Origin of the sequence: uncultured Tateyamaria sp. (genome assembly GCF_947503705.1) — a bacterium.
Taxonomy (GTDB): domain Bacteria; phylum Pseudomonadota; class Alphaproteobacteria; order Rhodobacterales; family Rhodobacteraceae; genus Tateyamaria.
The window spans coordinates 565,264-587,767 of the sequence record NZ_CANNES010000001.1 but is presented as its reverse complement, the minus strand read 5'-3'; the positions used below and the strand labels follow the sequence as shown (position 1 = coordinate 587,767).

General features: G+C 60.9%; 22 protein-coding genes. 15 read left to right on the top strand and 7 right to left on the bottom strand.

Annotated elements, in window-relative coordinates; translation table 11 throughout:
- Positions 1-57: 57 nt before the first annotated feature.
- The 9 genes from pobA (at position 58) to Q1A44_RS02865 (ending at position 8,329) form a co-directional block, all read left to right on the top strand.
- Entirely contained in the window at positions 58-1,227 is a 1,170-nt protein-coding gene (pobA, locus tag Q1A44_RS02905; RefSeq protein ID WP_299621335.1) for a 4-hydroxybenzoate 3-monooxygenase, read from the top strand.
- 18 nt (positions 1,228-1,245) lie between these two features.
- Positions 1,246-1,626, top strand: coding sequence for a 4-carboxymuconolactone decarboxylase (gene pcaC / locus Q1A44_RS02900; protein WP_299619391.1), 381 nt, complete (start codon positions 1,246-1,248; stop codon positions 1,624-1,626).
- On the top strand, positions 1,623-2,360 hold the full coding sequence (gene pcaH, locus Q1A44_RS02895; RefSeq protein ID WP_299619386.1) for a protocatechuate 3,4-dioxygenase subunit beta: 738 nt from the start codon (positions 1,623-1,625) through the stop codon (positions 2,358-2,360). Before pcaC ends, pcaH begins: the two co-directional genes overlap by 4 nt.
- Before the next feature lie 62 nt (positions 2,361-2,422).
- The gene (pcaG, locus tag Q1A44_RS02890) at positions 2,423-3,037 is read left to right on the top strand and encodes a protocatechuate 3,4-dioxygenase subunit alpha (protein WP_299619383.1); all 615 of its coding nucleotides are present in this window, start codon (positions 2,423-2,425) and stop codon (positions 3,035-3,037) included.
- A 161-nt stretch (positions 3,038-3,198) separates the two neighbouring features.
- Positions 3,199-4,341 (top strand): phosphoserine transaminase, encoded by a 1,143-nt coding sequence (locus Q1A44_RS02885; protein WP_299619381.1) that lies wholly within the window; start codon positions 3,199-3,201, stop codon positions 4,339-4,341.
- A 77-nt stretch (positions 4,342-4,418) separates the two neighbouring features.
- Positions 4,419-6,014 carry a phosphoglycerate dehydrogenase gene (gene serA, locus Q1A44_RS02880; RefSeq protein WP_299619378.1) on the top strand — a complete coding sequence of 532 codons (1,596 nt, stop codon included), beginning with the start codon at positions 4,419-4,421 and terminating at the stop codon, positions 6,012-6,014.
- A gap of 147 nt (positions 6,015-6,161) precedes the next feature.
- The gene (locus tag Q1A44_RS02875; protein ID WP_299619376.1) at positions 6,162-6,794 is read left to right on the top strand and encodes a LysE family translocator; all 633 of its coding nucleotides are present in this window, start codon (positions 6,162-6,164) and stop codon (positions 6,792-6,794) included.
- Positions 6,791-7,534: a Stf0 family sulfotransferase gene (locus tag Q1A44_RS02870; RefSeq protein WP_299619372.1), complete on the top strand. Its 744-nt coding sequence runs from the start codon at positions 6,791-6,793 to the stop codon at positions 7,532-7,534. The genes Q1A44_RS02875 and Q1A44_RS02870 overlap by 4 nt, the downstream gene beginning before the upstream one ends.
- A 66-nt stretch (positions 7,535-7,600) precedes the next feature.
- Positions 7,601-8,329 (top strand): metallophosphoesterase family protein, encoded by a 729-nt coding sequence (locus Q1A44_RS02865; protein WP_299619369.1) that lies wholly within the window; start codon positions 7,601-7,603, stop codon positions 8,327-8,329.
- Positions 8,330-8,356: 27 nt separating this feature from the next.
- Here the strand turns inward: Q1A44_RS02865 and tdh are convergent, their stop codons facing one another.
- The 3 genes from tdh to Q1A44_RS02850 form a co-directional block, all read right to left on the bottom strand.
- Positions 8,357-9,394, bottom strand: coding sequence for an L-threonine 3-dehydrogenase (gene tdh, locus Q1A44_RS02860; protein WP_299619366.1), 1,038 nt, complete (start codon positions 9,392-9,394; stop codon positions 8,357-8,359).
- The gene (locus tag Q1A44_RS02855; protein ID WP_299619363.1) at positions 9,391-10,578 is read right to left on the bottom strand and encodes a glycine C-acetyltransferase; all 1,188 of its coding nucleotides are present in this window, start codon (positions 10,576-10,578) and stop codon (positions 9,391-9,393) included. Before Q1A44_RS02855 ends, tdh begins: the two co-directional genes overlap by 4 nt.
- A gap of 93 nt (positions 10,579-10,671) precedes the next feature.
- Entirely contained in the window at positions 10,672-11,232 is a 561-nt protein-coding gene (locus Q1A44_RS02850; RefSeq protein WP_299619359.1) for an XRE family transcriptional regulator, read from the bottom strand.
- Positions 11,233-11,332: 100 nt separating this feature from the next.
- On the opposite strand from Q1A44_RS02850, the gene Q1A44_RS02845 reads away from it, so the two are divergent.
- Positions 11,333-12,514, top strand: coding sequence for an acetyl-CoA C-acyltransferase family protein (locus Q1A44_RS02845; protein WP_299619355.1), 1,182 nt, complete (start codon positions 11,333-11,335; stop codon positions 12,512-12,514).
- 121 nt (positions 12,515-12,635) lie between these two features.
- Here Q1A44_RS02845 and ubiB read toward each other — a convergent pair whose 3' ends face one another.
- Positions 12,636-14,168, bottom strand: coding sequence for a 2-polyprenylphenol 6-hydroxylase (gene ubiB, locus Q1A44_RS02840; RefSeq protein WP_299619352.1), 1,533 nt, complete (start codon positions 14,166-14,168; stop codon positions 12,636-12,638).
- A gap of 64 nt (positions 14,169-14,232) precedes the next feature.
- On the bottom strand, positions 14,233-14,979 hold the full coding sequence (gene ubiE / locus Q1A44_RS02835) for a bifunctional demethylmenaquinone methyltransferase/2-methoxy-6-polyprenyl-1,4-benzoquinol methylase UbiE (RefSeq protein WP_299619349.1): 747 nt from the start codon (positions 14,977-14,979) through the stop codon (positions 14,233-14,235).
- A gap of 87 nt (positions 14,980-15,066) precedes the next feature.
- On the opposite strand from ubiE, the gene mutM reads away from it, so the two are divergent.
- The 4 genes from mutM to dnaA all read left to right on the top strand — a co-directional run bounded on the left by mutM (position 15,067) and on the right by dnaA (position 19,058).
- Positions 15,067-15,918 (top strand): bifunctional DNA-formamidopyrimidine glycosylase/DNA-(apurinic or apyrimidinic site) lyase, encoded by an 852-nt coding sequence (gene mutM / locus Q1A44_RS02830; RefSeq protein ID WP_299619346.1) that lies wholly within the window; start codon positions 15,067-15,069, stop codon positions 15,916-15,918.
- 63 nt (positions 15,919-15,981) lie between these two features.
- Complete coding sequence (locus tag Q1A44_RS02825) at positions 15,982-16,758, top strand: enoyl-CoA hydratase (RefSeq protein WP_299619343.1); 777 nt, start codon at positions 15,982-15,984, stop codon at positions 16,756-16,758.
- Positions 16,759-16,937: 179 nt separating this feature from the next.
- Positions 16,938-17,201, top strand: coding sequence for a 30S ribosomal protein S20 (gene rpsT, locus Q1A44_RS02820; protein ID WP_299619339.1), 264 nt, complete (start codon positions 16,938-16,940; stop codon positions 17,199-17,201).
- A gap of 492 nt (positions 17,202-17,693) precedes the next feature.
- Positions 17,694-19,058, top strand: coding sequence for a chromosomal replication initiator protein DnaA (gene dnaA / locus Q1A44_RS02815; protein ID WP_299619336.1), 1,365 nt, complete (start codon positions 17,694-17,696; stop codon positions 19,056-19,058).
- A gap of 54 nt (positions 19,059-19,112) precedes the next feature.
- Here dnaA and Q1A44_RS02810 read toward each other — a convergent pair whose 3' ends face one another.
- A complete protein-coding gene (locus Q1A44_RS02810) occupies positions 19,113-20,801 on the bottom strand; it encodes a methyl-accepting chemotaxis protein (RefSeq protein ID WP_299619333.1) in 1,689 nt (562 codons plus the stop codon).
- Between the two features lies 1 nt (position 20,802).
- A complete protein-coding gene (locus Q1A44_RS02805) occupies positions 20,803-21,141 on the bottom strand; it encodes a hypothetical protein (protein ID WP_299619330.1) in 339 nt (112 codons plus the stop codon).
- Between the two features lie 241 nt (positions 21,142-21,382).
- Between Q1A44_RS02805 and dnaN the strand changes: the two genes are divergently transcribed.
- Positions 21,383-22,501 (top strand): DNA polymerase III subunit beta, encoded by a 1,119-nt coding sequence (dnaN, locus tag Q1A44_RS02800; RefSeq protein ID WP_299619327.1) that lies wholly within the window; start codon positions 21,383-21,385, stop codon positions 22,499-22,501.
- Positions 22,502-22,504: the final 3 nt, after the last annotated feature.

The window sequence follows — 22,504 nt, the reverse complement described above, 5'->3', positions numbered from 1 at the left end:
TTTTGAAAGAAAAAAACGCCCGCTAAGCAAGAGAAACAGATGCGGAGGATCAACCAATTGCGCACCCAGGTTGCCATTGTCGGAGGCGGGCCATCCGGCCTTTTGCTGTCGCAGCTTTTGCACGTGCAGGGCATCGACAGCATCGTGATCGAGCGCAAGACCAAGGACTATGTGCTGGGCCGCATCCGGGCGGGCGTTCTGGAACGCGGCCTTGTGGCGCTGATGGAGGAAGCAGGCTGCGCCGACCGGATGCACGCCGAAGGGATCATACATGACGGCACCCTGATTTCCTTTGGCCAAGAGATGTTTCGCGTGGATTTTGCCGATCTCACTGGCCATTCCGTCATGGTTTACGGGCAGACCGAAGTGACCCGCGACCTCTATGCCGCACGCGAAGCCGCCGGGGGCCGCATCGTGTGCGAGGCCGAAGACGTCGTGATCGAAGGGGCCGACACCGACGCCCCCACCGTCAGCTATGCGGTGCAGGGCGCACGCCAAGCGATCACCTGCGATTTCATCGCCGGTTGCGACGGGTTCCACGGTGTCAGCCGCAAAACGATCCCCGACCATCTCCGCCAGGAATTTGAAAAGGTGTATCCCTATGGCTGGCTTGGCATTCTGAGCGAAACGCCCCCCGTCAACCACGAACTGATCTATGCAAATTCGGAACGCGGCTTTGCCCTTTGTTCGCAACGCAACGCCAACCTCAGCCGCTATTACATCCAGTGCTCCATGTCCGACCACGTGGACAATTGGAGCGATGAGGCCTTTTGGGACGAGCTGAAAAAACGCATCCCCTCTGATCAGGCCGATACCCTGATCACTGGCCCCTCCATCGAAAAATCCATCGCGCCACTCAGATCCTTCGTGACCGAACCGATGCAATGGGGCCGCCTGTTTCTGTGCGGTGACGCCGCCCATATCGTGCCGCCCACCGGGGCCAAGGGGCTGAACACCGCCGCCTCTGACGTGCACTACCTCTATCACGCGCTGCGGATGTTTTACGGTGAGGGGTCCGAAAACGGCCTCAACACCTATTCTCAAAAGGCGCTCTTGCGGGTCTGGAAGGCCGAACGGTTCAGTTGGTGGTTCTCCAACCTGATGCACAGCTATCCTGACCACACCGCCTTTGACCATAAAATGCAGATCGCCGAACTGGAATTCCTGCGCAGCAACCGCGCCGCGCAAATGGCCATGGCCGAAAACTATGTCGGACTGCCATACTAGGCCCGGAGGAGACAGCACATGACCGACCGACATCAGACAGGCATGACCGTGCGCCGCCGTATCCTGGGCGACGCCCATGTGGACCGGGCCGAGGCGGCCAAGACCGATTTCGACGCCCCGTTCCAAAGCATGATCACCGAAGGGGCCTGGGGCACGCTCTGGGCCGATGACACGATATCGGATCGGGATCGGTCGCTGCTGACCCTTGCCCTGCTGGCCGCCACGGGCAATTTCGACGAAATTCCCATGCACATCCGGGCGAGCCAGAACACCGGGGCCACGCCCGACGAGGTGGCTCAGGCCTTTATGCATGTGGGCGTCTATGCGGGCGTGCCGCGCGCCAATCACGCGATCAAACTGGCCAAGCAGACCTATGCCGAAATGGGGGTCGAGTTATGAGCGATGCAAATCCCACCGGCGGCTTCATCCCCCGCGACCGCAATTGGCAACCCGACGCCCTGACGCCACCCTATAAAACCAGCATCAAGCGCAGTCCGCAGGCGGCGCTGCTCTCCTTTCCCACCAGCCTGTCCGAGGAAACATCGCCTGTTTTTGGCCACGCCATGCTGGGCGATCTCGACAACGACCTGATCCACAATTTTGCCCAATCGGGGCAGAGCGCCATTGGCCCCCGCCTCATCGTGCATGGGCGGGTGATGGACGAAACCGGGCGCGGCGTGCCCGGTGCCCTGATCGAAGTGTGGCAAGCCAATGCGGGCGGGCGGTATCGGCACAAAAAGGAAAGCTACCTCGCCCCGCTCGACCCCAATTTCGGCGGTTGCGGGCGGATGATCACCGACGCGGAAGGTTTTTATGAATTCCGCACGATCCAGCCCGGCCCATACCCGTGGCCCAATGGCATGAACGACTGGCGGCCCGCCCATATCCACTTTTCCATTTTTGGCCACGGCTTTGCCCAACGGCTGATCACGCAGATGTACTTTGAGGGCGATCCGCATATCCCGCTTTGCCCCATCGTCGGCGCGCTGAAATCTCAAGAGGCGGTGGATGCGCTGACCGCTCCCCTCGACATGAAACGAACCGTCCCGATGGACAGCCGCGCCTACAAATTCGACATCGTGCTGCGCGGGCGCAGGCAGACCTATTTCGAGAACCGGGTGGAGGGGATGTGAGATGATCAGCAAAAGTGGGAACCGGTTTTGCGGTTCGATCATCGAACGTAAGGAGAGGTAGATTGGTACAAAAACTGGAAACCCTCCGTGAAAGCCCCAGCCAAACCGCCGGGCCTTATGTCCACATTGGCTGCACCCCCAACTTCACCGGCATCGCCCTTTATGGCGGCGACCTGGGCTCAGCGATGAAAACCGGCCCTGTCCAGGGAACAGAGATCACGATCAAAGGCACCGTCTATGACGGCACAGGCACCGCCCTGCGCGACGCCATGGTCGAGATTTGGCAGGCCGATGCCGCCGGCCTCTTTGCCTCTGCCAATGAGGTGCGCGGGCAGGCTGATCCGAACTTTACCGGCTGGGGGCGATCACCGGGCGACATGGAGACAGGCGAATTCACCTTTGACACCGTCAAACCCGGCCAAGTCCCATGGCCCGACGGGCGGATGCAGGCGCCGCACATCACGGCATGGGTCGTGGCGCGCGGCATCAATATCGGCCTGCATACCCGCATCTATTTCGCGGACGAGACGTCGGCAAACGCCACTGACCCGATCCTGACCCGGATCGAGCATCAAAACCGCATCCCCACATTGCTGGCACAGCCCGAAGGGGCGGGCACCTACCGCTTTGACATCCACCTGCAAGGGCCCAAGGAAACGATCTTCTTCGACATCTGACGGCGCGCCAATGCGCCCATCGGAAACATGAAGCCGCATTTTCCGACACTCCACAGATACAAACGACATTTTGCCTGTTGCCGTTCTGCGTCCGCCTGCGTATCTGCGGCGGTGGGACACCCTTCCCCAACGAAGGGCGATTATCTGTAAGGATAGCAGAAATGGCTATGACACCACCCGGCGCGCGGCCGGCAAACCCGCGTTTCTCCTCTGGCCCCTGTGCCAAACCCCCCACCCACAACCTGGCTGCTTTGTCCGATGCGCCCCTGGGCCGCTCGCACCGTGCCGCCGTGGGCAAGGCCAAGCTGAAGCAGGCCATCGACGACACCCGCGCCACCCTCGGCGTGCCGGACGACTACCGCATCGGGATTGTCCCCGCCTCTGACACCGGTGCCTATGAAATGGCGATGTGGTCCCTGCTGGGCGAACGGCCCGCCGAAATGGTCGCCTGGGAGAGCTTTGGCGCAGGCTGGGTCACCGACGTGGCCAAACAGCTGAAAATTGAACACACCGTCCACACCGCCGACTATGGCGAGATCGTGGATATGGCCGCCCTGAACTACGACAACGATGTCTGTTTCACCTGGAACGGCACGACCTCTGGCGTGCGGATGGCAAATGGCGACGCAATCCCCGCGGATCGCGCTGGCCTGACGCTCTGTGACGCAACTTCGGCGGCCTTCGCGATGGATCTGCCCTGGGACAAGCTCGATGTGACGACGTTCTCGTGGCAAAAGGTGCTGGGCGGCGAAGCGGCGCATGGCATGTTGATCCTGTCCCCCCGCGCGGTCGCGCGACTGGAAAGCTACACGCCCCCCTGGCCCATGCCCAAGATCTTCCGCCTGACCAAGGGCGGCAAGCTGATTGACGGCATCTTTGTGGGCGAAACGATCAACACCCCGTCGATGCTCGCGGTCGAGGATTACCTGTTCTCGCTTGAATGGGCGCGTTCCGTGGGCGGCCTGCAAGGGCTGATCGCCCGGGCCGAGGCCAACGCCAGGGCGGTCTCCGATTTTGTCGACGCGCATGACTGGATTGACCATCTGGCCGTTGACCCCGCCACGCGGTCCACAACGTCTGTCTGCCTCAAGTTCACAGACGCCCGGATCACCGACGGCGCCGCCTTTGCCAAGGCCGTGGCCAAACGGCTCGCGGACGAGGATGTGGCGCTCGACATCGGCGGCTACCGCGACGCCCCTCCGGGCCTGCGCATCTGGTGCGGCGGCACGGTCGAAACGTCGGATATCGAGGCTATGCTGCCCTGGCTCGCCTACGCCTTTGAGGCCGAAATAGCGGCGGGGTGAACCCCGCCCTACCCTCTTTCATCATTCTGTAGCGCGGGGTTGGCCCCGCCGACTTCCCACATCAAAGGACCACCACAATGGCCCCCAAAGTACTCATCTCCGACAAGCTTTCCGCCGCTGCCGTCCAGATTTTCCGCGATCGCGGGATCGAGGTCGATTTCGAACCCGATCTGGGCAAGGACAAGGATAAACTGGCCGAGGTTATCGGCCAATATGACGGCCTTGCCATCCGCTCTGCCACGCGGGTCACGCCGACGATCCTCAAGAACGCCACCAACCTCAAGGTCATTGGCCGCGCAGGCATCGGCACCGACAATATCGACAAGGATGCGGCCAGCAAAAAAGGCGTGATCGTCATGAACACGCCTTTCGGCAACATGATCACCACGGCCGAGCACGCGATCGCCATGATGTTCGCCGTGGCCCGCCAGATCCCCGAGGCGTCCGCCTCGACCCATGCAGGCAAGTGGGAGAAGTCCAAGTTCATGGGCACCGAACTGACCGGCAAGACGCTGGGCGTCATCGGGGCCGGCAATATCGGCGGCATCGTCTGCGACCGCGCCCGGGGCCTAAAGATGAAGGTGCTCGCATTCGATCCCTTCCTGGGTGAAGAGAAAGCCGCAAAAATGGGCGTCGAAAAGGTCGAACTGGATGATCTGATCCAGCGCGCTGATTTCATCACGCTGCACGTCCCCAAGACCGAGCAAACCGCCAATATGATCACCGCCGAGCGGATCGCGATGATGAAGCCCGGCGTGCGGATCATCAACTGCGCGCGGGGCGGTTTGGTGGATGAGGTCGCACTGGCCGAGGCCCTGAAATCCGGCCACGTCGCAGGTGCGGCCTTTGACGTCTTTGCCGAGGAACCGGCCAAGGAAAACCCGCTCTTCAACCTGCCAAACGTGGTCGTCACACCCCATCTGGGCGCGGCAACAACCGAGGCACAGGAAAACGTGGCCCTGCAAGTGGCTGAACAGATGGCCAACTACCTCCTGACGGGGGCCGTCGAAAACGCGCTCAACATGCCGTCGGTCACAGCCGAAGAGGCCAAGGTCATGGGGCCTTGGGTCAAGCTGGCTGGGCATCTGGGGTCCTTCATCGGCCAGATGACGGACGAGCCGATCAAGGCGATCAACATCCTTTATGACGGCACGGTCGCCGACATGAACCTCGATGCTCTGAACTGCGGCGTTATCGCGGGGATCATGAAACGGGCCAACCCGGATGTGAACATGGTCAGCGCGCCCATCATCGCCAAGGAACGGGGCATCCAGATCAGCACAACAAACCAGGATAAATCCGGCACGTTTGACGGCTATATCAAGGTGACGGTCGTGACCGACAAACGCGAACGGTCAGTTGCGGGTACAGTGTTCAGTGATGGCAAACCCCGGTTCATCCAAATCAAGGGCATCAATATCGACGCCGAGATCGGGGCAAACATGCTCTATACCACGAACGAGGACGTGCCCGGCATCATCGGCCTGTTGGGCAACACGATGGGCAAAAACGGCGTGAACATCGCGAACTTTACGCTGGGGCGGAACGCGGTCGGGGGCGAGGCGATTGCGCTGCTCTATGTCGACAACCCGATCCCGGGCGACGTGCTGCACACGCTGGAAAGCACAGGGCAGTTTACCCAAGTCAAACCGCTCGCTTTCGATGTCGCCTAAAGGGGCAAACCGGGGGGCGGACGACACGTCCGCCTTACGGGCACAAGATCAGATGCCATCCCCGTAAGGCGGAGGTGTCCTCCGCCTCCGCACTTCCCCCCTGGCACACCGCACGCTAGGCTGGGCGCATCCAACAGGACTGCGCCCATGCCCCCGATCGAGACCCTGATTGCCTTTTTCATCGCCACCGCGATCTTTGCCTATATGCCCGGCCCCGGGATGCTCTATGCCTCGGCGCAAACCCTGGCCAAGGGGCACAAGGCCGGCATGATGGCGGCGCTTGGCCTGCATATCGGCGGCTACGCCCATGTTGTTGCCGCCGCCCTCGGCCTCGCGTTGCTGTTTGAACTGGTTCCGCCGCTCTACATCGCGCTGAAACTGCTGGGCGCGGGATACCTCATCTGGCTTGGCGTCCAGATGCTGCGCACCCGCGAGGCACGCATCACCGCTGACCCTATTGAGGCCACCGCACACAGCCCCGCACGCGCCTTTCGCCAAAGCGTGCTGGTCGAGGTTCTGAACCCCAAAACGGCCCTCTTCTTCATGGCGTTCCTGCCACAGTTTTCAGACCCATCGGCGGCCCTGCCCATATGGGCGCAACTGCTTATCCTCGGTTCAATCGTGAATATCATGTTCTCCAGCGGGGATGTCATCTGTGTGATTCTGGCCAGCCGGATCGCCCGCCTTGTGACCCAATCCAGCCGTGCCACCGAACGGGTCAAGGCGCTGGCGGGCAGCATCCTCATCGGTCTGGGTCTCGCCGTCGCCATCGACAGATGAGCACCATCGAAGGCTATATCCTGTGCACCGCTCCGCGCAGCGGCAGCACGATGCTCTGCCGCCTTCTGACCGCCACAGGTGTCGCGGGCAAACCGGAATCGCTGTTTCACAGACCGTCGCTCAGCGATTGGTGCGCGGGCCTGAACCTCGTCCCAGACACGCCCCTCGCCCAGATCATCGCAGCGGCGCGACAAACAGGCCGCGCAGGCACCGGCATGTTTGGCCTCAGGCTCCAACGACACAGCGCGCCCTTTTTCTTTGACCAACTCGCGACGCTCTATCCCGATCACGACAGCGACCACGCCAGGCTGACTGCGGCCTTCGGCAATCTCCGCTTTCTTCACCTGACGCGGGCCGACAAAGTGGCCCAGGCCGTCTCTCTCCTTCGTGCCGAACAATCGGGCCTCTGGCACAAGGCCCCCGACGGGTCCGAGATCGAGAGGACGGCCCCGCCGCAAGAGCCACACTATGACGCCCCGGCGATTGCAGAGCACGTCGCCAGCTTCAAAGCTTATGACGATGACTGGAGAAACTGGTTCAAATCACAAAACATCACGCCCCACCGCATCACCTATGACGCCCTGTCCGACGACCCATTGCGCGCGCTGACGGGCATCCTCAACCACCTCGACCTTGATCCCAAACAGGCCGAAAATATCACTCCCCGCACGGCCAAACTGGCCGGCGCGACCAGTGCCGCCTGGATACGCCAATTCAAAGCAGATCAGGCAAATCCCTGATTGCCCCTCGCCCGTCCGGCCATAAGCCTGTAAATGCCAAAGCAGCCGTACCAAGCCAGAGGCCCCATGCAAAATCCCATCTACGCCATTGGCGACATTCACGGCCAAATCCACGAACTCGACCGGGTTCTGACCCTGATCGAAAGAGATGGCGGCAAGGACGCCGACATCGTCTTTCTCGGCGATTACACCGATCGCGGGGCGCACAGCCGCGCCGTGCTCGACACCCTGATCGAGGGGAGGGACGGGGGCCGCAACTGGACCTTTCTCAAGGGCAATCACGACCGTATGTTCGAGTGGTTCATGCAAGATCCACTGCGCCATGACCCCTATCTGATGATCAAGCTTTACTGGCTGCATCCGCGCCTGGGCGGCGACACGACGCTGGCCTCCTATGGCGTGGACGCGCATGAGGACCGGCGCGAAAAGGACGTGCATGCAGAGGCGCGGGCCGCCGTGCCCCAGGCCCATCTCGATTTCCTGTCCGGTCTCGCGTTGAAACACGAGGTCGGCGATCTGATGTTTGTGCATGCGGGCATCCAGCCGGGCGTCCCGCTCAAGGACCAGGACGAAGAAGACCTGCTGTGGATTCGCCAGGAGTTCCACAACCACACCGGCGCGCATCCCAAAGTGATCGTGCATGGACATACGCCGGTGGATGTGGCCACACATTACGGCAACCGGGTGAACCTGGACACAGGGGCGGGCTATGGCAAACCGTTAACGGCAGCCGTGTTCGAGGGGGGCGGCGTCTGGACGCTCACCGAGGCAGGTCGCGTGCCGCTGATGCCCTAGGGCGGGTTCACCCCGTCGGTATGCCGCTTAGGTCCAGTCCAGCACAACCTTGCCCGACGATCCCGATTTCATCGCGGCAAAGCCTGCCTCGAACTCATCCGCCTTGAACCGGTGGGTGATCACGCCCGACACGTCCAGACCGTTCTCCAACATGGCAATCATCTTGTACCAGGTCTCGAAAATCTCGCGGCCGTAGACGCCCTTGATGGTGATCGCCTTGAACACGATCCGGCTCCAGTCCACCGGGCTTTTGCCCGGCGGAATGCCGAGCATCGCGATGCGGCCGCCCATTGTCATGGCTTCGATCATTTGGTCCAGCGCAGCCTGATTGCCCGACATCTCCAGGCCGACGTCAAAACCCTGACGCATCTTTAGCCGGGCAATCACATTGCCCAGATCCTCTTGCGCCACATTGACCGGCACCACGTCCGCAACACGCTCGGCGAGGGCCAGCCGATCCGGGTTCACATCAGTAATCACCACATGCCGCGCGCCCACATGACGGGCCACGGCGGCGGCCATGATCCCGATGGGTCCCGCCCCGGTGATCAACACATCCTCGCCAATCAAATCAAAGCTGAGCGCGGTGTGCACCGCATTGCCAAGCGGGTCCAGGATGGCCCCGATATCGTCCGAAATCTCGTCCGGCAAAGGCACCACATTGAAGGCAGGCAGGCGCAGGTACTGGGCAAAAGCGCCCTGCTCATTCACCCCAATCCCCCGCGTCGCCGGGTCCAGATGAAACTTGCCCGCACGGCTCTGGCGCGAGGTTTTGCCAATCAAGTGCCCCTCGCCGGAACAGCGCTGGCCAATTTCCAACCCCTCGACGTTGCGGCCAGTCTCCACGATCTGGCCCGCGAATTCGTGACCCGTGATCATGGGCACAGGCACCGTACCCGCCGCCCATGCGTCCCAGTTCCAGATGTGAATATCGGTGCCGCAAATCCCCGTTTTATTCACGCGGATCAGCACGTCATCGGGGCCGATCTCGGGCACAGGGGCGGTCTGCAACCACAGGCCCTCGCGGGCGTGGGCCTTCACCAAAGCCTTCATTTCATTGTTCATTTCAATACTCCCAGCGCACGGCCCGCCACTTCGAACGCGGCCAACCCCCGATCCAGATCATCACGGGTCAGCGCCGCGTTCATCTGTGTCCGAATACGCGCCTGCCCGCGCGGCACCACCGGAAAGAAAAAGCCTGAGACATAGACGCCTTCCTCGAACAGGCGCGCCGCCATGTCCTGTGCCAGTTGCGCCTCGCCCAGCATCACCGGGATAATCGGATGCTCGCCGGGCAACAGTTCGAACCCCAGCGCCGTCAGCCCCGCCCGCCAATAGGCCGCATTGTCAAAAAGCTGCGCACGCAGCGCATCGCCCTCCTCCACCAGACGGATCGCCTCGATGCCGGCGGCGACGATGGCAGGGGGCAAGGAATTGGAAAACAGATAGGGCCGCGCCCTTTGGCGCAACAAGTCAATCACAGGCTGCGGCCCTGCGATGTATCCACCAATGGACCCGCCCAGCGCCTTGCCCAGCGTGCCGGTCAGAATGTCGACATCCACGCCCGCATGGGCAGGGGTGCCCGCACCTTTCGGCCCCATGAAACCTGTCCCGTGGCAATCATCGACCATAACTAAGGCGCCATAAGCCTGCGCCAGCGCGGTGATCTCGGGCAATTTCGCCAGATAGCCATCCATCGAAAACACGCCATCAGTGGCGATCATGATATGGCGGGCACCGGCGGCTTTGGCGGCCTGCATTTGGGCCTCAAGATCTTCCATATCACTGTTGGCATAGCGATAGCGCTGCGCCTTGCACAGACGGATACCATCAATGATGGACGCATGGTTCAGGGCATCGGAAATGATGGCATCCTCAGGGCCCAAGAGCGGCTCGAACAGCCCGCCATTGGCGTCAAAGCAGGCCGCAAACAGGATCGCATCATCCTTGCCAAGGAACCGCGCCAACCGCTGCTCCAACGCTCGATGCAGGTCCTGCGTCCCGCAGATAAAGCGGACAGAGGCCATCCCAAACCCATGGCTGTCCATCGCCCCCTTGGCCGCCGCGATCAGGTCCGGGTGATCGGCCAGCCCAAGGTAGTTGTTGGCACACAGGTTCAGCACCGGGCGCCCAGCAACGTCAATCTGACCGCCCTGGGGCGAGGTGATCATACGCTCCCGCTTCATCATCCCATCGGCCTCAATCTGGGCCAGCGTGTCGGTAATATGGGTTAGAAAGGCGTCGGTCATGTCTGGGCTCCTTTGGCGGGCCATCTAACATACCGGAAGCAATTCCGAAATAGGGGATTTCATAATCACGGATAAAAATCCGTTACATCGGATTTATGCGTCCTGCACCACGAGGAAGGCCCGCGCAGCCCCATCCGCCTCGATCCGGTGGGCCACGTCAGCGGCATAGCGGGCGGTATCGCCGGGGCCGACGCGATCCGTGGCATCGCCGCTGCGCACCTGCACAGTGCCCTCGATCACCGTCAGATGCTCGCGCGCGCCGCGCCGGTGGGGCTGGCTGTCGAGCACGCCGCCATCGGCAAAACGCAATTCATAGACTTCGTGCCGCCCGGCATCCTCGGGCGGGCTGAGAATGCGAATGGTACAGCCCGCGCCGCGATTCTCGATGCTGGGCACGTCAGCAGCGCGCAGCACTTCGATCCGCTCGCCCGTCGCCTCGTCCAGCAGCCCGGCAAAGTCCACCTGCAAGGCCCGCGTCAGGTTCCACAACGTGGCGATGGTGGGCGAGGATTCGCCGCGTTCGATCTGGCTGACCATCGACCGGCTCACGCCCGACAGTTTGGCCACCGCATCCAGCGACAGACCTTGGGCGCGCCGCGCCTCTTTCAGGCGGGCGGGCAACAGCGATAGAATGGCGTCGGTATCCTCCGTCATGGGCGCGAGATGGCCGTGCCGTCACGTCGAAGTCAAGGCTTGGGGCTGACTTTGCCGCCCGCGCCCGTCATATCTGAACCAACCCAAAGGGAGGATCACCATGACCCAAGACATCGTAATTCTGGACGGCGCGCGCACCGCCATCGGCACATTCGGCGGCGCATTGGCCGGCACAACGCCCATTGATCTGGGCGCTGTCGCGGCCAAGGCGGCGCTGGAAAAGTCAGGGGTCGAGGGCGGCCAGATCGGCCACGTTGCCTTTGGCCACGTGATCAACACCGAACCCCGCGACATGTACCTCAGCCGCGCCGCCGCGATGCAGGCAGGCGTGCCCGACACGACGCCCGCGATGAACGTGAACCGGCTGTGCGGGTCGGGCGTGCAGGCGATCGTTTCTGTGATTCAGTCTCTGATGCTGGGTGATTGCGACTTTGGCCTGGCGGGTGGTGCCGAGAATATGTCCCGCTCGCCCTTCATCATACCCAGCCAACGCTGGGGTCAGAAGATGGGCGATATCAAAACGCTCGACATGATGCTGGGCGCGTTGAACTGCCCCTTTGGCACCGGGCACATGGGTGTCACAGCCGAGAATGTCGCCGCCGAACACCAGATCACCCGCGAGGCCCAAGACGCCTTTGCCATGCAAAGCCAGGACCGCGCGGCGGCGGCCATCGCGGATGGGCGGTTCGCGTCGCAGATCGCCCCAGTCGAGGTGCGGGTGAAACGGGACATGGTTGCCTTTGAGGTGGACGAACATCCCAAGGCCACCAGCCTTGAAGCGCTGGGCGGGTTGCGGCCCGTGTTCCAAAAGGACGGCTCTGTCACCGCAGGCAACGCGTCGGGTATCAATGACGGCGCGGGCGCCGTTGTGCTGGCCACTGCCGAAGCCGCTGAAAAGGCAGGGTTAAAACCAAAGGCCCGCGTGTTGGGCTATGCCCATGCCGGCGTACGCCCCGAAGTGATGGGCATCGGCCCGATCCCTGCGGTCCGGAACTTGCTGGAGCGGACGGGCCTGACGGCGGGCGACTTCGACGTGGTCGAGTCCAACGAAGCCTTTGCCGCGCAAGCGTTGGCGGTGTCCAACGACCTGGGCTTTGACCCTGCCCGCGTGAACCCCAATGGCGGGGCCATTGCCCTGGGCCATCCGGTTGGGGCCACGGGCGCGATCATCACCATCAAGGCGCTTTATGAGCTGGAGCGGATCGGTGGGACACGTGCGTTGATCACCATGTGTATTGGCGGTGGGCAGGGGATTGCCTTGGCGATTGAACGGATCGCTTGAGGTCAGCGTCGGACTGGGGCTGAGCCCCAGCCGGGGCTCCGCCCGTTCACCACTGAAACACTCCGTTGAGTGTTTCCAAGACGTGGTTCACCCTCAGCAGTATTTATGGACCAATGAAGGGCTATAAGAGCGCTTCGATGACAAGGGTCAGCATGCCGCCTGCGAACAGACCGCCAAGAGTGGCCAGCACGATCCAGCGCCAGAAGCCGGTGCGTTTGGGCTCTTGCGGGTTGGATTGGGCGATCAGCGCCGCCTCGACCAGACGGGGCAAGCGGGGGCCGAAGCGGGTGAGGACCCGAGCCGTTTTGTAGAGGTCTGTGACGATAGCCTTGGGCCCGATGGATTTCTGGATGTAGTCCGTGACCACAGGCGCCGCGACCTGCCAGATGTTCATGTTGGGATTGAGGCTGCGCGCGACGCCTTCGACCACGACCATCGTGCGTTGCAGCAGGATCAGTTCGGTGCGCGTTTCCATGCCGAAGCGTTCTGTCACCTCAAAGAGGTAACTGAGCAGACGGCCCATCGAGATTTTGGACGCGTCCATGCCAAAAATCGGCTCGCCCACGGCGCGCAGCGCCCGGGCGAATTCGTCGACATCCTTGTCGGCGGGCACATAACCCGCCTCGAAATGCACCTCGGCCACGCGTTTGTAATCCTTGCGGATAAAGCCGAACAGGATCTCGGCATAGACACGACGGGTGTATTCGTCGATGTGCCCCATGATCCCGAAGTCATAGGCGATGATGTCGCCATTGGCGGCCACCTTGAGGTTGCCCTGATGCATGTCACCGTGGAAGTACCCGTCACGCAGGGCGTGCAACAGGAAGAGTTTCAGCACCCGTTCGCTGAGATCCACCCGGTCGTGGCCTGCTGCGTCGAGCGCGGCGTTGTCACCCATAGGCGCGCCATCCATCCAGTCGAGCGTCATGACCCGCCGCGCGGAAAAATCCCAACGGATCATTGGCAGGGCAAAGCCCGCGTCGTCCTTGGTGTTGGCAGCGAATTCACCAGCGGCGGAGGATTCCAGACGCAGGTCAAGTTCGCCCTGCACGACGCCGTCAAAATGCTCGATCACGTCGATCGGCCGCAAGCGCCGGGCGCCGGGGGCAAAGAGATCAACGATCTGTGCGGCGAGGTAGAAGGCGTCGACGTCCTTGGTAAAGGCCCGCTCGATCCCCGGGCGCAGCACCTTGACCGCGACATCTTCACCCGTGCTTGCCAGCGTCGCCTTGTGCACCTGCGCGATGGAGGCGGCGGCAACCGGTTCACTGAACGACGAAAAGATCGTGTCGGTCGGGTAGCCCAAGGCACGCTCAACCTCGGCTTTGGCTTCCTCGACGGGGAAGGGGGGCAATTTGTCTTGCAAGACCCGCAATTGCAGCGCCATTTCCTCGCCCACCACATCGGGGCGAGTCGACAGGACCTGACCGAACTTGATGTAGGCGGGGCCCAGCGCCGTCAGCGCGCGGGTCGCGGGCGGCATGGATGGGTCACCCTTGTAGCCGAGCCAAAAGAACGGCTTGCCCAGCGCCTTGGCGACAAAGCGGAGCGCCTTGGGCGCCTCGAACGCGTCCAGCACCACGTTCATCGCGCCGGTCCGTTCCAGCGTGGCACCCGTGCGGATCAGGCGGATGATATTGTGGGGACCGCGCATCAGGTTGTCCCCGCGGGGACACTTGTGGTTAACGTGCTGTTAACCACAACTCTTTGATTTTTCATCAGATTTTCCACCCTGAATGCAGCGCGGCGATGCCCATGGACAGATTGCGATACTTGGCATTCCCAAAGCCCGCAGCCCGGACCATGCTTAAGAACGTCTCTTGATCGGGGAAGTTGCGGATGCTTTCGACCAGGTACTGATAGCTATCACGGTCACCCGCAATCATCTGGCCCATCCGGGGGATAACGTTGAAACTGTAGAGATCATAGAGCTTTTGCATGCCGTCATTGGGCAGCTGGCTGAACTCAAGCACCATCAAACGGCCACCAGGGCGCAACACGCGATAGGCCTCGTTCAACGCCTCTTGGGGTCGCGTCACGTTCCGGATGCCAAAGCTGATGGTATAGACGTCAAAGGTGTTGTCTTCGAACGGCAGGGCCATGGCGTCGCCCACCACCCAATCAAGGCTGTCCTGCATCTGATGCGCCTCGGCCCGTTTGCGGCCCTCGATCAGCATGGGTTCGGTCAGGTCGAGCACGGTGGCATGGCCATAGCCCGCGCGTTTGAGAAATTTGAAGGAAATGTCGCCGGTGCCGCCCGCCACATCCAACAGCTTTTGACCACCACGCGGGGCCAGCCAATCCATCATCGCCTCTTTCCAGATGCGGTGGATGCCGACGCTCATCACATCGTTCATGATGTCGTATTTGGAAGCGACCGAGTTGAAGACGCCCTGCACCTTGCCGGCCTTTTCGCCCTCTGGCACGGTTTCAAAGCCGAAATGCGTGGTTTTTTCATCGGTCATGGCATGCGTCTTTCTGATCTGTCAGACCTTGTTATAGAGCGCAGGCGGGCATACACAACGTAGCCCTTTTGACGCAGGATGCCGCTCATGCCCGAACTGCCCGAAGTTGAAACCGTCCGCCGAGGCCTGACCCCCGCGATGGAGGGCGTCGTGATCGCCCGGGCGGATGTGAACCGGCCCGATCTGCGCTGGCCTTTTCCCGAGCGGATGGCCGAGCGGTTGACGGGGCAGACGGTGCTGCGCCTGCGCCGCCGGTCGAAATACGTGCTGGCGGATCTGTCGTCCGGGGAAACGTTGCTGATCCATCTGGGGATGTCGGGGCGGATGCTGGTGTCGGGGGATCCGCTTGGGGTGTTTGCCCACGAACACCCGGCGGCAGAAAAACATGACCATGTGGTGTTTCACATGGGCAACGGGGCGCGCATCACCTTTAACGACCCACGCCGCTTTGGCGCAATGGACCTGATGGACACCGCCACGGCGGATCAACACAAGCTGCTGGCGGTGCTAGGGCCGGAGCCCTTGGGCAATGATTTCCACGAGGCGCACCTGATCCAGGCGTTCGAGAACAAGAACACACCGGTGAAATCCGCCCTGCTGGATCAGAGAATCGTCGCGGGATTGGGCAACATCTATGTGTGCGAGGCGCTTTATCGTGCTCAAATTTCGCCCACACGCAAAGCGGGGCGGATCGCCAAACCCCGGGTTGCATCGCTTGTTCCGATCATCCGCGACGTGTTGAGCGAGGCGATTGCAGCGGGCGGGTCATCCTTGCGTGATTTCCGCCAAGCCGATGGAGAGCTTGGATATTTTCAGCACAGCTTTGATGTCTACGGACGCGAAGGAGAACCCTGTCGCACGCCGGAGTGCACGGCGCAGATCAGCCGGATTGTGCAATCGGGGCGCTCATCCTTCTATTGCAAGAGCTGTCAATCATAGCTTGAAACGCGCCCGGGCCGTGGTAATGCTCGGCCTTCTACGGGAACAGATGAAAGCATAAACATGGCCTATGAGACGATCATCGTCGACGTCGCAGACCACATCGCCAAGGTCACACTGAACCGGCCCAAGGCGCTGAATGCCCTGAATGATCAATTGATGAGCGAACTTGCCGACGCCATGGGCGCGGCCCAGGCCAACGAAAAGGTGCGCTGCATCGTCATCACCGGCTCGGAAAAGGCATTCGCCGCCGGTGCCGACATCGAGATGATGAAAGACAAGTCTTATGTCGAGGTTTTCACCGAAGACCTCTTTGGCCCTGAAACGGATGCGATTGTGCGGGTCCGCAAACCGGTGATTGCCGCGGTGGCGGGCTATGCGCTGGGCGGCGGTTGCGAGCTGGCGATGATGTGCGATTTCATCATTGCCGCTGATACGGCCAAGTTCGGCCAGCCCGAGATCAACCTGGGCGTCATGGCCGGGATCGGCGGCACCCAGCGCCTGACGCGGGCCGTGGGCAAAGCCAAGGCAATGGACATGAACCTGACGGGCCGTTTCATGGATGCCGAAGAGGCAGAGCGTGCCGGGCTGGTGAGCCGTGTGGTGCCCGCCAAAAAGCTGATGGAAGAGGCCATGGGTGCCGCTGAAAAGATCGCAGAGAAATCCATGATTTCCGCCATGGCCGTCAAAGAGGCGGTGAACCGGTCGTTCGAGGTACCGCTGCGCGAGGGCTTGCTCTTTGAACGCCGCGTCTTCCACTCGCTTTTCGCGACAGAAGATCAGAAAGAAGGCATGGCTGCCTTCCTCGAAAAACGGCAGGCCCAGTTCCGCGACAAGTAGGGGCGCGCGCCTGATCTTCATTGTTCCATAAATACTTCCGGGGGGCCGCGTAGCGGCGGGGGCAGGGCCCCCTCCTGCCCTTTATCAAAAGTGCCCGACGTATGGTTGACTCAAGGCGCTGGCCCGCCTAAACGGCACACTTCTGAAACTACCGCACCAATAGATTGGGACGAGATAACATGGCAAATTCGCCTCAGGCCAAGAAGCGGGCCCGTCAAAACGAAAAACGCTTCCAAGTGAACAAAGCGCGCCGCTCGCGCATCCGCACCTATCTTCGCAAAGTCGAAGAAGCGATTGCATCGGGTGACAAGGACGCGGCCAACCTCGCACTCAAGGCGGCACAGCCCGAATTGATGCGCGGCGTGACCAAAGGTGTTTATCACAAGAACACCGCGTCGCGCAAAATGTCACGCTTGTCGGCGCGCGTGAAATCACTCGCCTAAGAGCAGAGTGAACCGCACAACAAAGCGTCGCATTTTTGCGGCGCTTTTTTTGTTTTTGCCATGAAAACAAGGGCCGTCGCGATTCTTAGTTCTGTCAAGATTAAAGGTCTGTGGACGGCGCGCGAACGAAATTGGTAATCCATATAGAGCGACTCGAAATCGCCTTGGGGGGACAGGCCAGACCTGAATTCGGCAACAGCTGAACGATGATCTGGAGCGGGACTGGCACGAAAGTGTCGGGCCTGAATTTGGAGCAGAGAAATCTGCCGGCCAGACCTGTCAAACAATTTGGTGTGCGGAATGGCGTGATGCGCCAGGGGCCTGTTCTGGGTCCGGTGGCAGGCAGCCACATCTGTAATGATCCAATCGAATCGGTCCCGCCTCCTGTAGGCAGCGGGGGGATACCGATTTGCCCTGGGTGGTGCGGGACGATGAGCAGTGCGTGCTGCGCATCGCGTGACAACTGATGGCAGAAGGGATGGTTGGGACAACATGACGAAAGAAAAATGGGGACAGCTGAGACAACGGCTGCTCAAGACAGTGGGACAGAACAATTACACGACCTGGATCGAACCGCTCCAGTTTCGTGACCTCGAAGACGGGATAGCGACCTTTAACGTGCCCACGACGTTTATGGGCAACTATGTCAGCCAGAACTTTTCCGACCTCATTCTGCATGAATTGAAGGCAGAGAACGACAGCATCCGCCGTCTCAGCTTTGCTGTGGCCGCCAACAGTCAGGCCCGCCCGTCCATGCCCAAACCAACCGCTGCTGCCCCGACGCCGACCCCGGCTGTGCCCGCCCATTCCGCGTTGGCCACTGCCCCGCTGGATCGCCGCTTTACCTTTGACAGCTTTGTTGTGGGCAAACCCAACGAACTTGCCCATGCAGCCGCCCGCCGTGTGGCCGAGGGCGGCCCTGTGACTTTCAATCCGCTGTTCCTTTATGGTGGTGTAGGTTTGGGCAAGACCCACCTGATGCACGCCATCGCCTGGGAGCTTCAGACCCGCCGCCCGGACCTGAACGTGCTGTACCTGTCAGCAGAGCAGTTCATGTACCGCTTTGTCCAAGCCCTGCGCGACCGCAAGATGATGGATTTCAAGGAAATCTTTCGCTCGGTCGATGTGCTGATGGTTGATGATGTGCAATTCATCGCCGGCAAGGACAGCACGCAGGAAGAGTTTTTTCACACCTTCAACGCGCTGGTCGATCAGAACAAACAGATCATCATTTCCGCCGACCGCGCCCCGGGCGAGATCAAGGATCTCGAAGACCGCGTGAAATCGCGCCTGCAATGTGGCCTGGTCGTTGACCTGCACCCGACCGACTACGAACTGCGTCTGGGCATCCTGCAAAGCAAGGTCGAACAGCAGCAGGCCAAGAATTACCCTGATCTGACTGTCGAGGCAGGCGTTCTGGAATTCCTGGCCCACCGGATTTCGACCAATGTGCGCGTGCTCGAAGGTGCGTTGACCCGGCTCTTTGCCTTTGCATCGCTGGTGGGTCGCCCCATCAACATGGAACTGACCCAGGATTGCCTGGCCGATGTATTGCGCGCGTCCGAGCGCAAGATCACCGTCGAAGAGATTCAGCGCAAAGTGTCCGAGCATTACAACATCCGCCTGTCGGACATGATCGGCCCCAAGCGTCTGCGCAGTTATGCACGCCCGCGTCAGGTGGCGATGTATCTGTGCAAGCGGATGACATCCCGATCCCTGCCAGAAATCGGCCGCCGTTTTGGCGGGCGTGATCACACGACGGTCATGCATGGCGTAAAGCGAATCGAAGAGTTGAAAGTGTCAGACGGTCAGATCGCCGAAGACCTGGAACTGCTGCGCCGCGCGCTGGAAGCGTAAGCACAAATTTGATTTGATGAAATCGGCGCCTTGGGGCGCCGTTTTTTTGTTTGGTCAGGCCACCTTGTCCGAACGTTTCTCTTGGTCGGACACGACGAAACGTTGCGTCAGCTCGCGCAGCGCTTTTGCCCCGTTGGTCAGGTTTGCACAGGCCGCGCTTGTTTCTTCGAACATGGCGGCGTTTTTCTGAGTGACTTCGCCCATTTCAGCGATCGACGCATTAAGTGACGATATTTGATCGCTCTGGCTGCGCGTACTGTCGGAAATCATATCCATTTTGGATGTAATCTCGGAAATGGCTGCATCCACACTGCCAAGCGATGTGACCGTATCGGCAATTTGCGCCGATCCGTTTTCAACCTCTGCCCCGGATCGTTCGATCAATGTGCGAATGCTGGTCGCGCTTTCCGCTGAACGCTTTGCAAGGCTGCGCACTTCTGAGGCGACAACGGCAAAGCCGAGTCCCGCTTCGCCGGCGCGGGCCGCCTCGACCCCGGCATTCAGCGCAAGAAGGTTGGTTTGAAAAGATATGCCTTCGATCAGATCGACGATTTTCCCGATCTCTCCCGCCTCGGTTTTGATTGCGCCCATGGCCTGCGACGCTTTGGACACCACATTGCCGCTGACCTGCGCGTTGGATTGCGCGCTTTTGGCGGTGTTGTGCGCGTCGTCCACGCTCGCCGCGTTGTCGCGGACGCTTTTGGTCAAACCGTCCAGCGCGGCGGAAGTTTTCGTAAGATTGCGAGCCTGTGCATCAGATCGCCGCGCCAGATCGTCCGTTGCGAGTGAGATTTCGCTGATCTCAGCGTCCATCTGTTCAGAGCGTTGGGCCACAACTGAAACCAGCTCTTCGAGCGTGCGCATGGCCGCGTTGAATTCCGTGCGTAGGGATTCGTATTCCTTGGGAAAGACTTCTGTGATCCGCGTGGTCAGGTCCCCACCTTCTAGCCGGGTCAGCGATTGGCGGATCGTGTCGACGATGTGCGTTTGTTCGCGGGCTTTGGCGGCATCGTTATTGCGCCGCTCTTCATCGGATTTCTCTTTCTCGTGCTCGGATGCGGCACGGACTTCATCCGCTTTGCGGGCTTGCTCCAACGCGGTTTCAGCCGCTTTTTGCGCATCAAGCGCCTGTTGTTGGGCGGTTTCGGCCCGTTCCTTGGACCGCAACGCCTCTTGCTGGGCACGGTCAGCGTCTTTCAAACTGTCCTCAAGCGCCTCAGTCTGGGCCAGCATTTCGGCGCTGACGCGGTTGAGCCGTTGCACCGTCGCGACCAATGCGGCCGTTTCCATGAGCACGATCACCGCGTGAAATACCGTCCGCTCCAGGTTGATGATGAAGTCTGCCGAAGGATAGATCAGAGACGGCAGCAGCACCGTCAGCGACAGGTGATGCAGGGCGATCAGCGCCGTTGCCACGACAAGGGCCGGAATGCTGCGCAAAATGACAAGGCAGGCCAGCAGGGCAAAAAACATCATATGGCTGTCGATCTGCCAGGAATGCCCTTGAAAAGCCGCAGTGAAAGCAATCGCTTGCCCGATCAGCGCAATCGCAGCCCCGATGGGCACGAGATTTTCCTGACTGCGGGCCATTGCCGCCCCGAGAAGGAAGAAGCACAGGCAGGTGGCCAGAAGCGGTAGAAGTGGCGTGCCGACAATCAGTGCAGCCACCATCACAAAGGGTATAAGGAGGGCGGCGAGGCCAAACACCATTTGTATCGGCGTCATGGACTTGAGGCGAGACATCTCAACTACTCCTGGGTCGGGGAACATTCGGGTCGGCATCAATGCCGCAGATTGCAGCCAGCGCACCGGCGGGCACCATGACAAAGCCGCCTTGAACAAGACGCGCATGTGCGGTTTTGGGGGCATGGATCATCCTGGCCATCGCGCCGTGCGCGGGGCCGATATTGCGCGCACCCGCATCGGTCAGCGCCGCGTCAGACAGGCCAGGCACGCCAACCCCCACAACAAAATAAAGGTCCGCAGGGTCGGCCCGCCCCGATTGGGACGCCAAAAGGGCAACAGGCCCCACAAAGACTGCGGCGCATAACGCGATACTCAACCAGATAACCGACCTGAACATGATCCGTCTTTGGCACATATCGCTTAAAAATCACCTAATGCCTCCAAGGTGAATTGCAGGCCCTGTGACCGTTCTGGTCGCAATCCTTGGCCCCGCCCCCACACAAGCGCCGCATTTGATGTGCCAATCCTCTGCCGTGACTTGACGCCCCCGTCGATACGGCGGAAAACCAATAAAATACTTGTGATGCGCCGCAGGTGGGCTAGTGTGCCCGTCCCGGGGATCTGGTGGGAGACGGACCATGAAAATCAGTGTCGAGCGCGCCGCGCTGCTTAAGGCGGTCAGTCAGGCCCAATCTGTTGTGGAGCGCCGCAATACGATCCCGATCCTTGCCAATGTGTTGATCGAGGCCGCCGAAGCCGATGTCACCTTTCGCGCAACCGACCTCGATATCGAGGTTGTCGACAAGGCTCCGGCCCAGGTGGAGCGAGCCGGTGCCACCACTGTGTCCGCCACGACCCTGCACGAGATCGTCCGCAAGCTGCCTGATGGCGCCCTGGTCACCCTGACCGCTGATAGTGCTGCGGGCCGGTTAACCGTTGAAGCCGGCCGCTCGAATTTCTCGCTGGCGACCCTTCCCAAGGAAGATTTCCCGGTCATGGCGTCGTCGGAATACGCCTCGAATTTCTCTGTCGCGGCACCCAAACTGCGCCGGTTGTTCGACAAGTCCAAATTCGCCATTTCGACCGAAGAGACCCGCTATTACCTGAACGGTGTCTATATGCATGTGGCCGAGGGTGACGATGGCCCTGCCCTGCGCTGTGTGGCCACAGATGGCCACCGCCTCGCACGCATCGACAGTGAATTGCCCAGTGGCGCCGCCGACATGCCCGGCGTGATTGTGCCGCGCAAGACCGTGGGTGAGTTGCGCAAGCTGTTGGACGATGACGACATGCAGATCGCCGTGAGCGTGTCCGAGACCAAGGTCCGCTTTGCCACGCCAGAGATTACCCTGACCTCGAAGGTCATTGACGGCACATTCCCCGATTACACCCGCGTTATTCCTGTCGGCAACACCCGCAAGCTGGAAGTGGACGCCAGCGATTTCGCCAAGGCTGTCGACCGGGTGGCCACGGTGTCGTCGGAACGCTCCCGCGCGGTGAAATTGCAGCTGGACGAAGACCGGTTGATACTGTCCGTGAACGCCCCCGATAGCGGTGCCGCCGAAGAAGAGCTGGCTGTTGCCTATGGCGATGAGCGCCTGGAAATTGGTTTTAACGCCAAATACTTGCTGGAGATCGCAAGCCAGGTGGACCGCGAGAATGCCGTCTTCCTTTTTAACTCTTCCGGCGACCCGACACTGATGCGCGAAGGCGGCGATTTGTCAGCCGTCTATGTCGTGATGCCGATGCGGGTTTAAGGG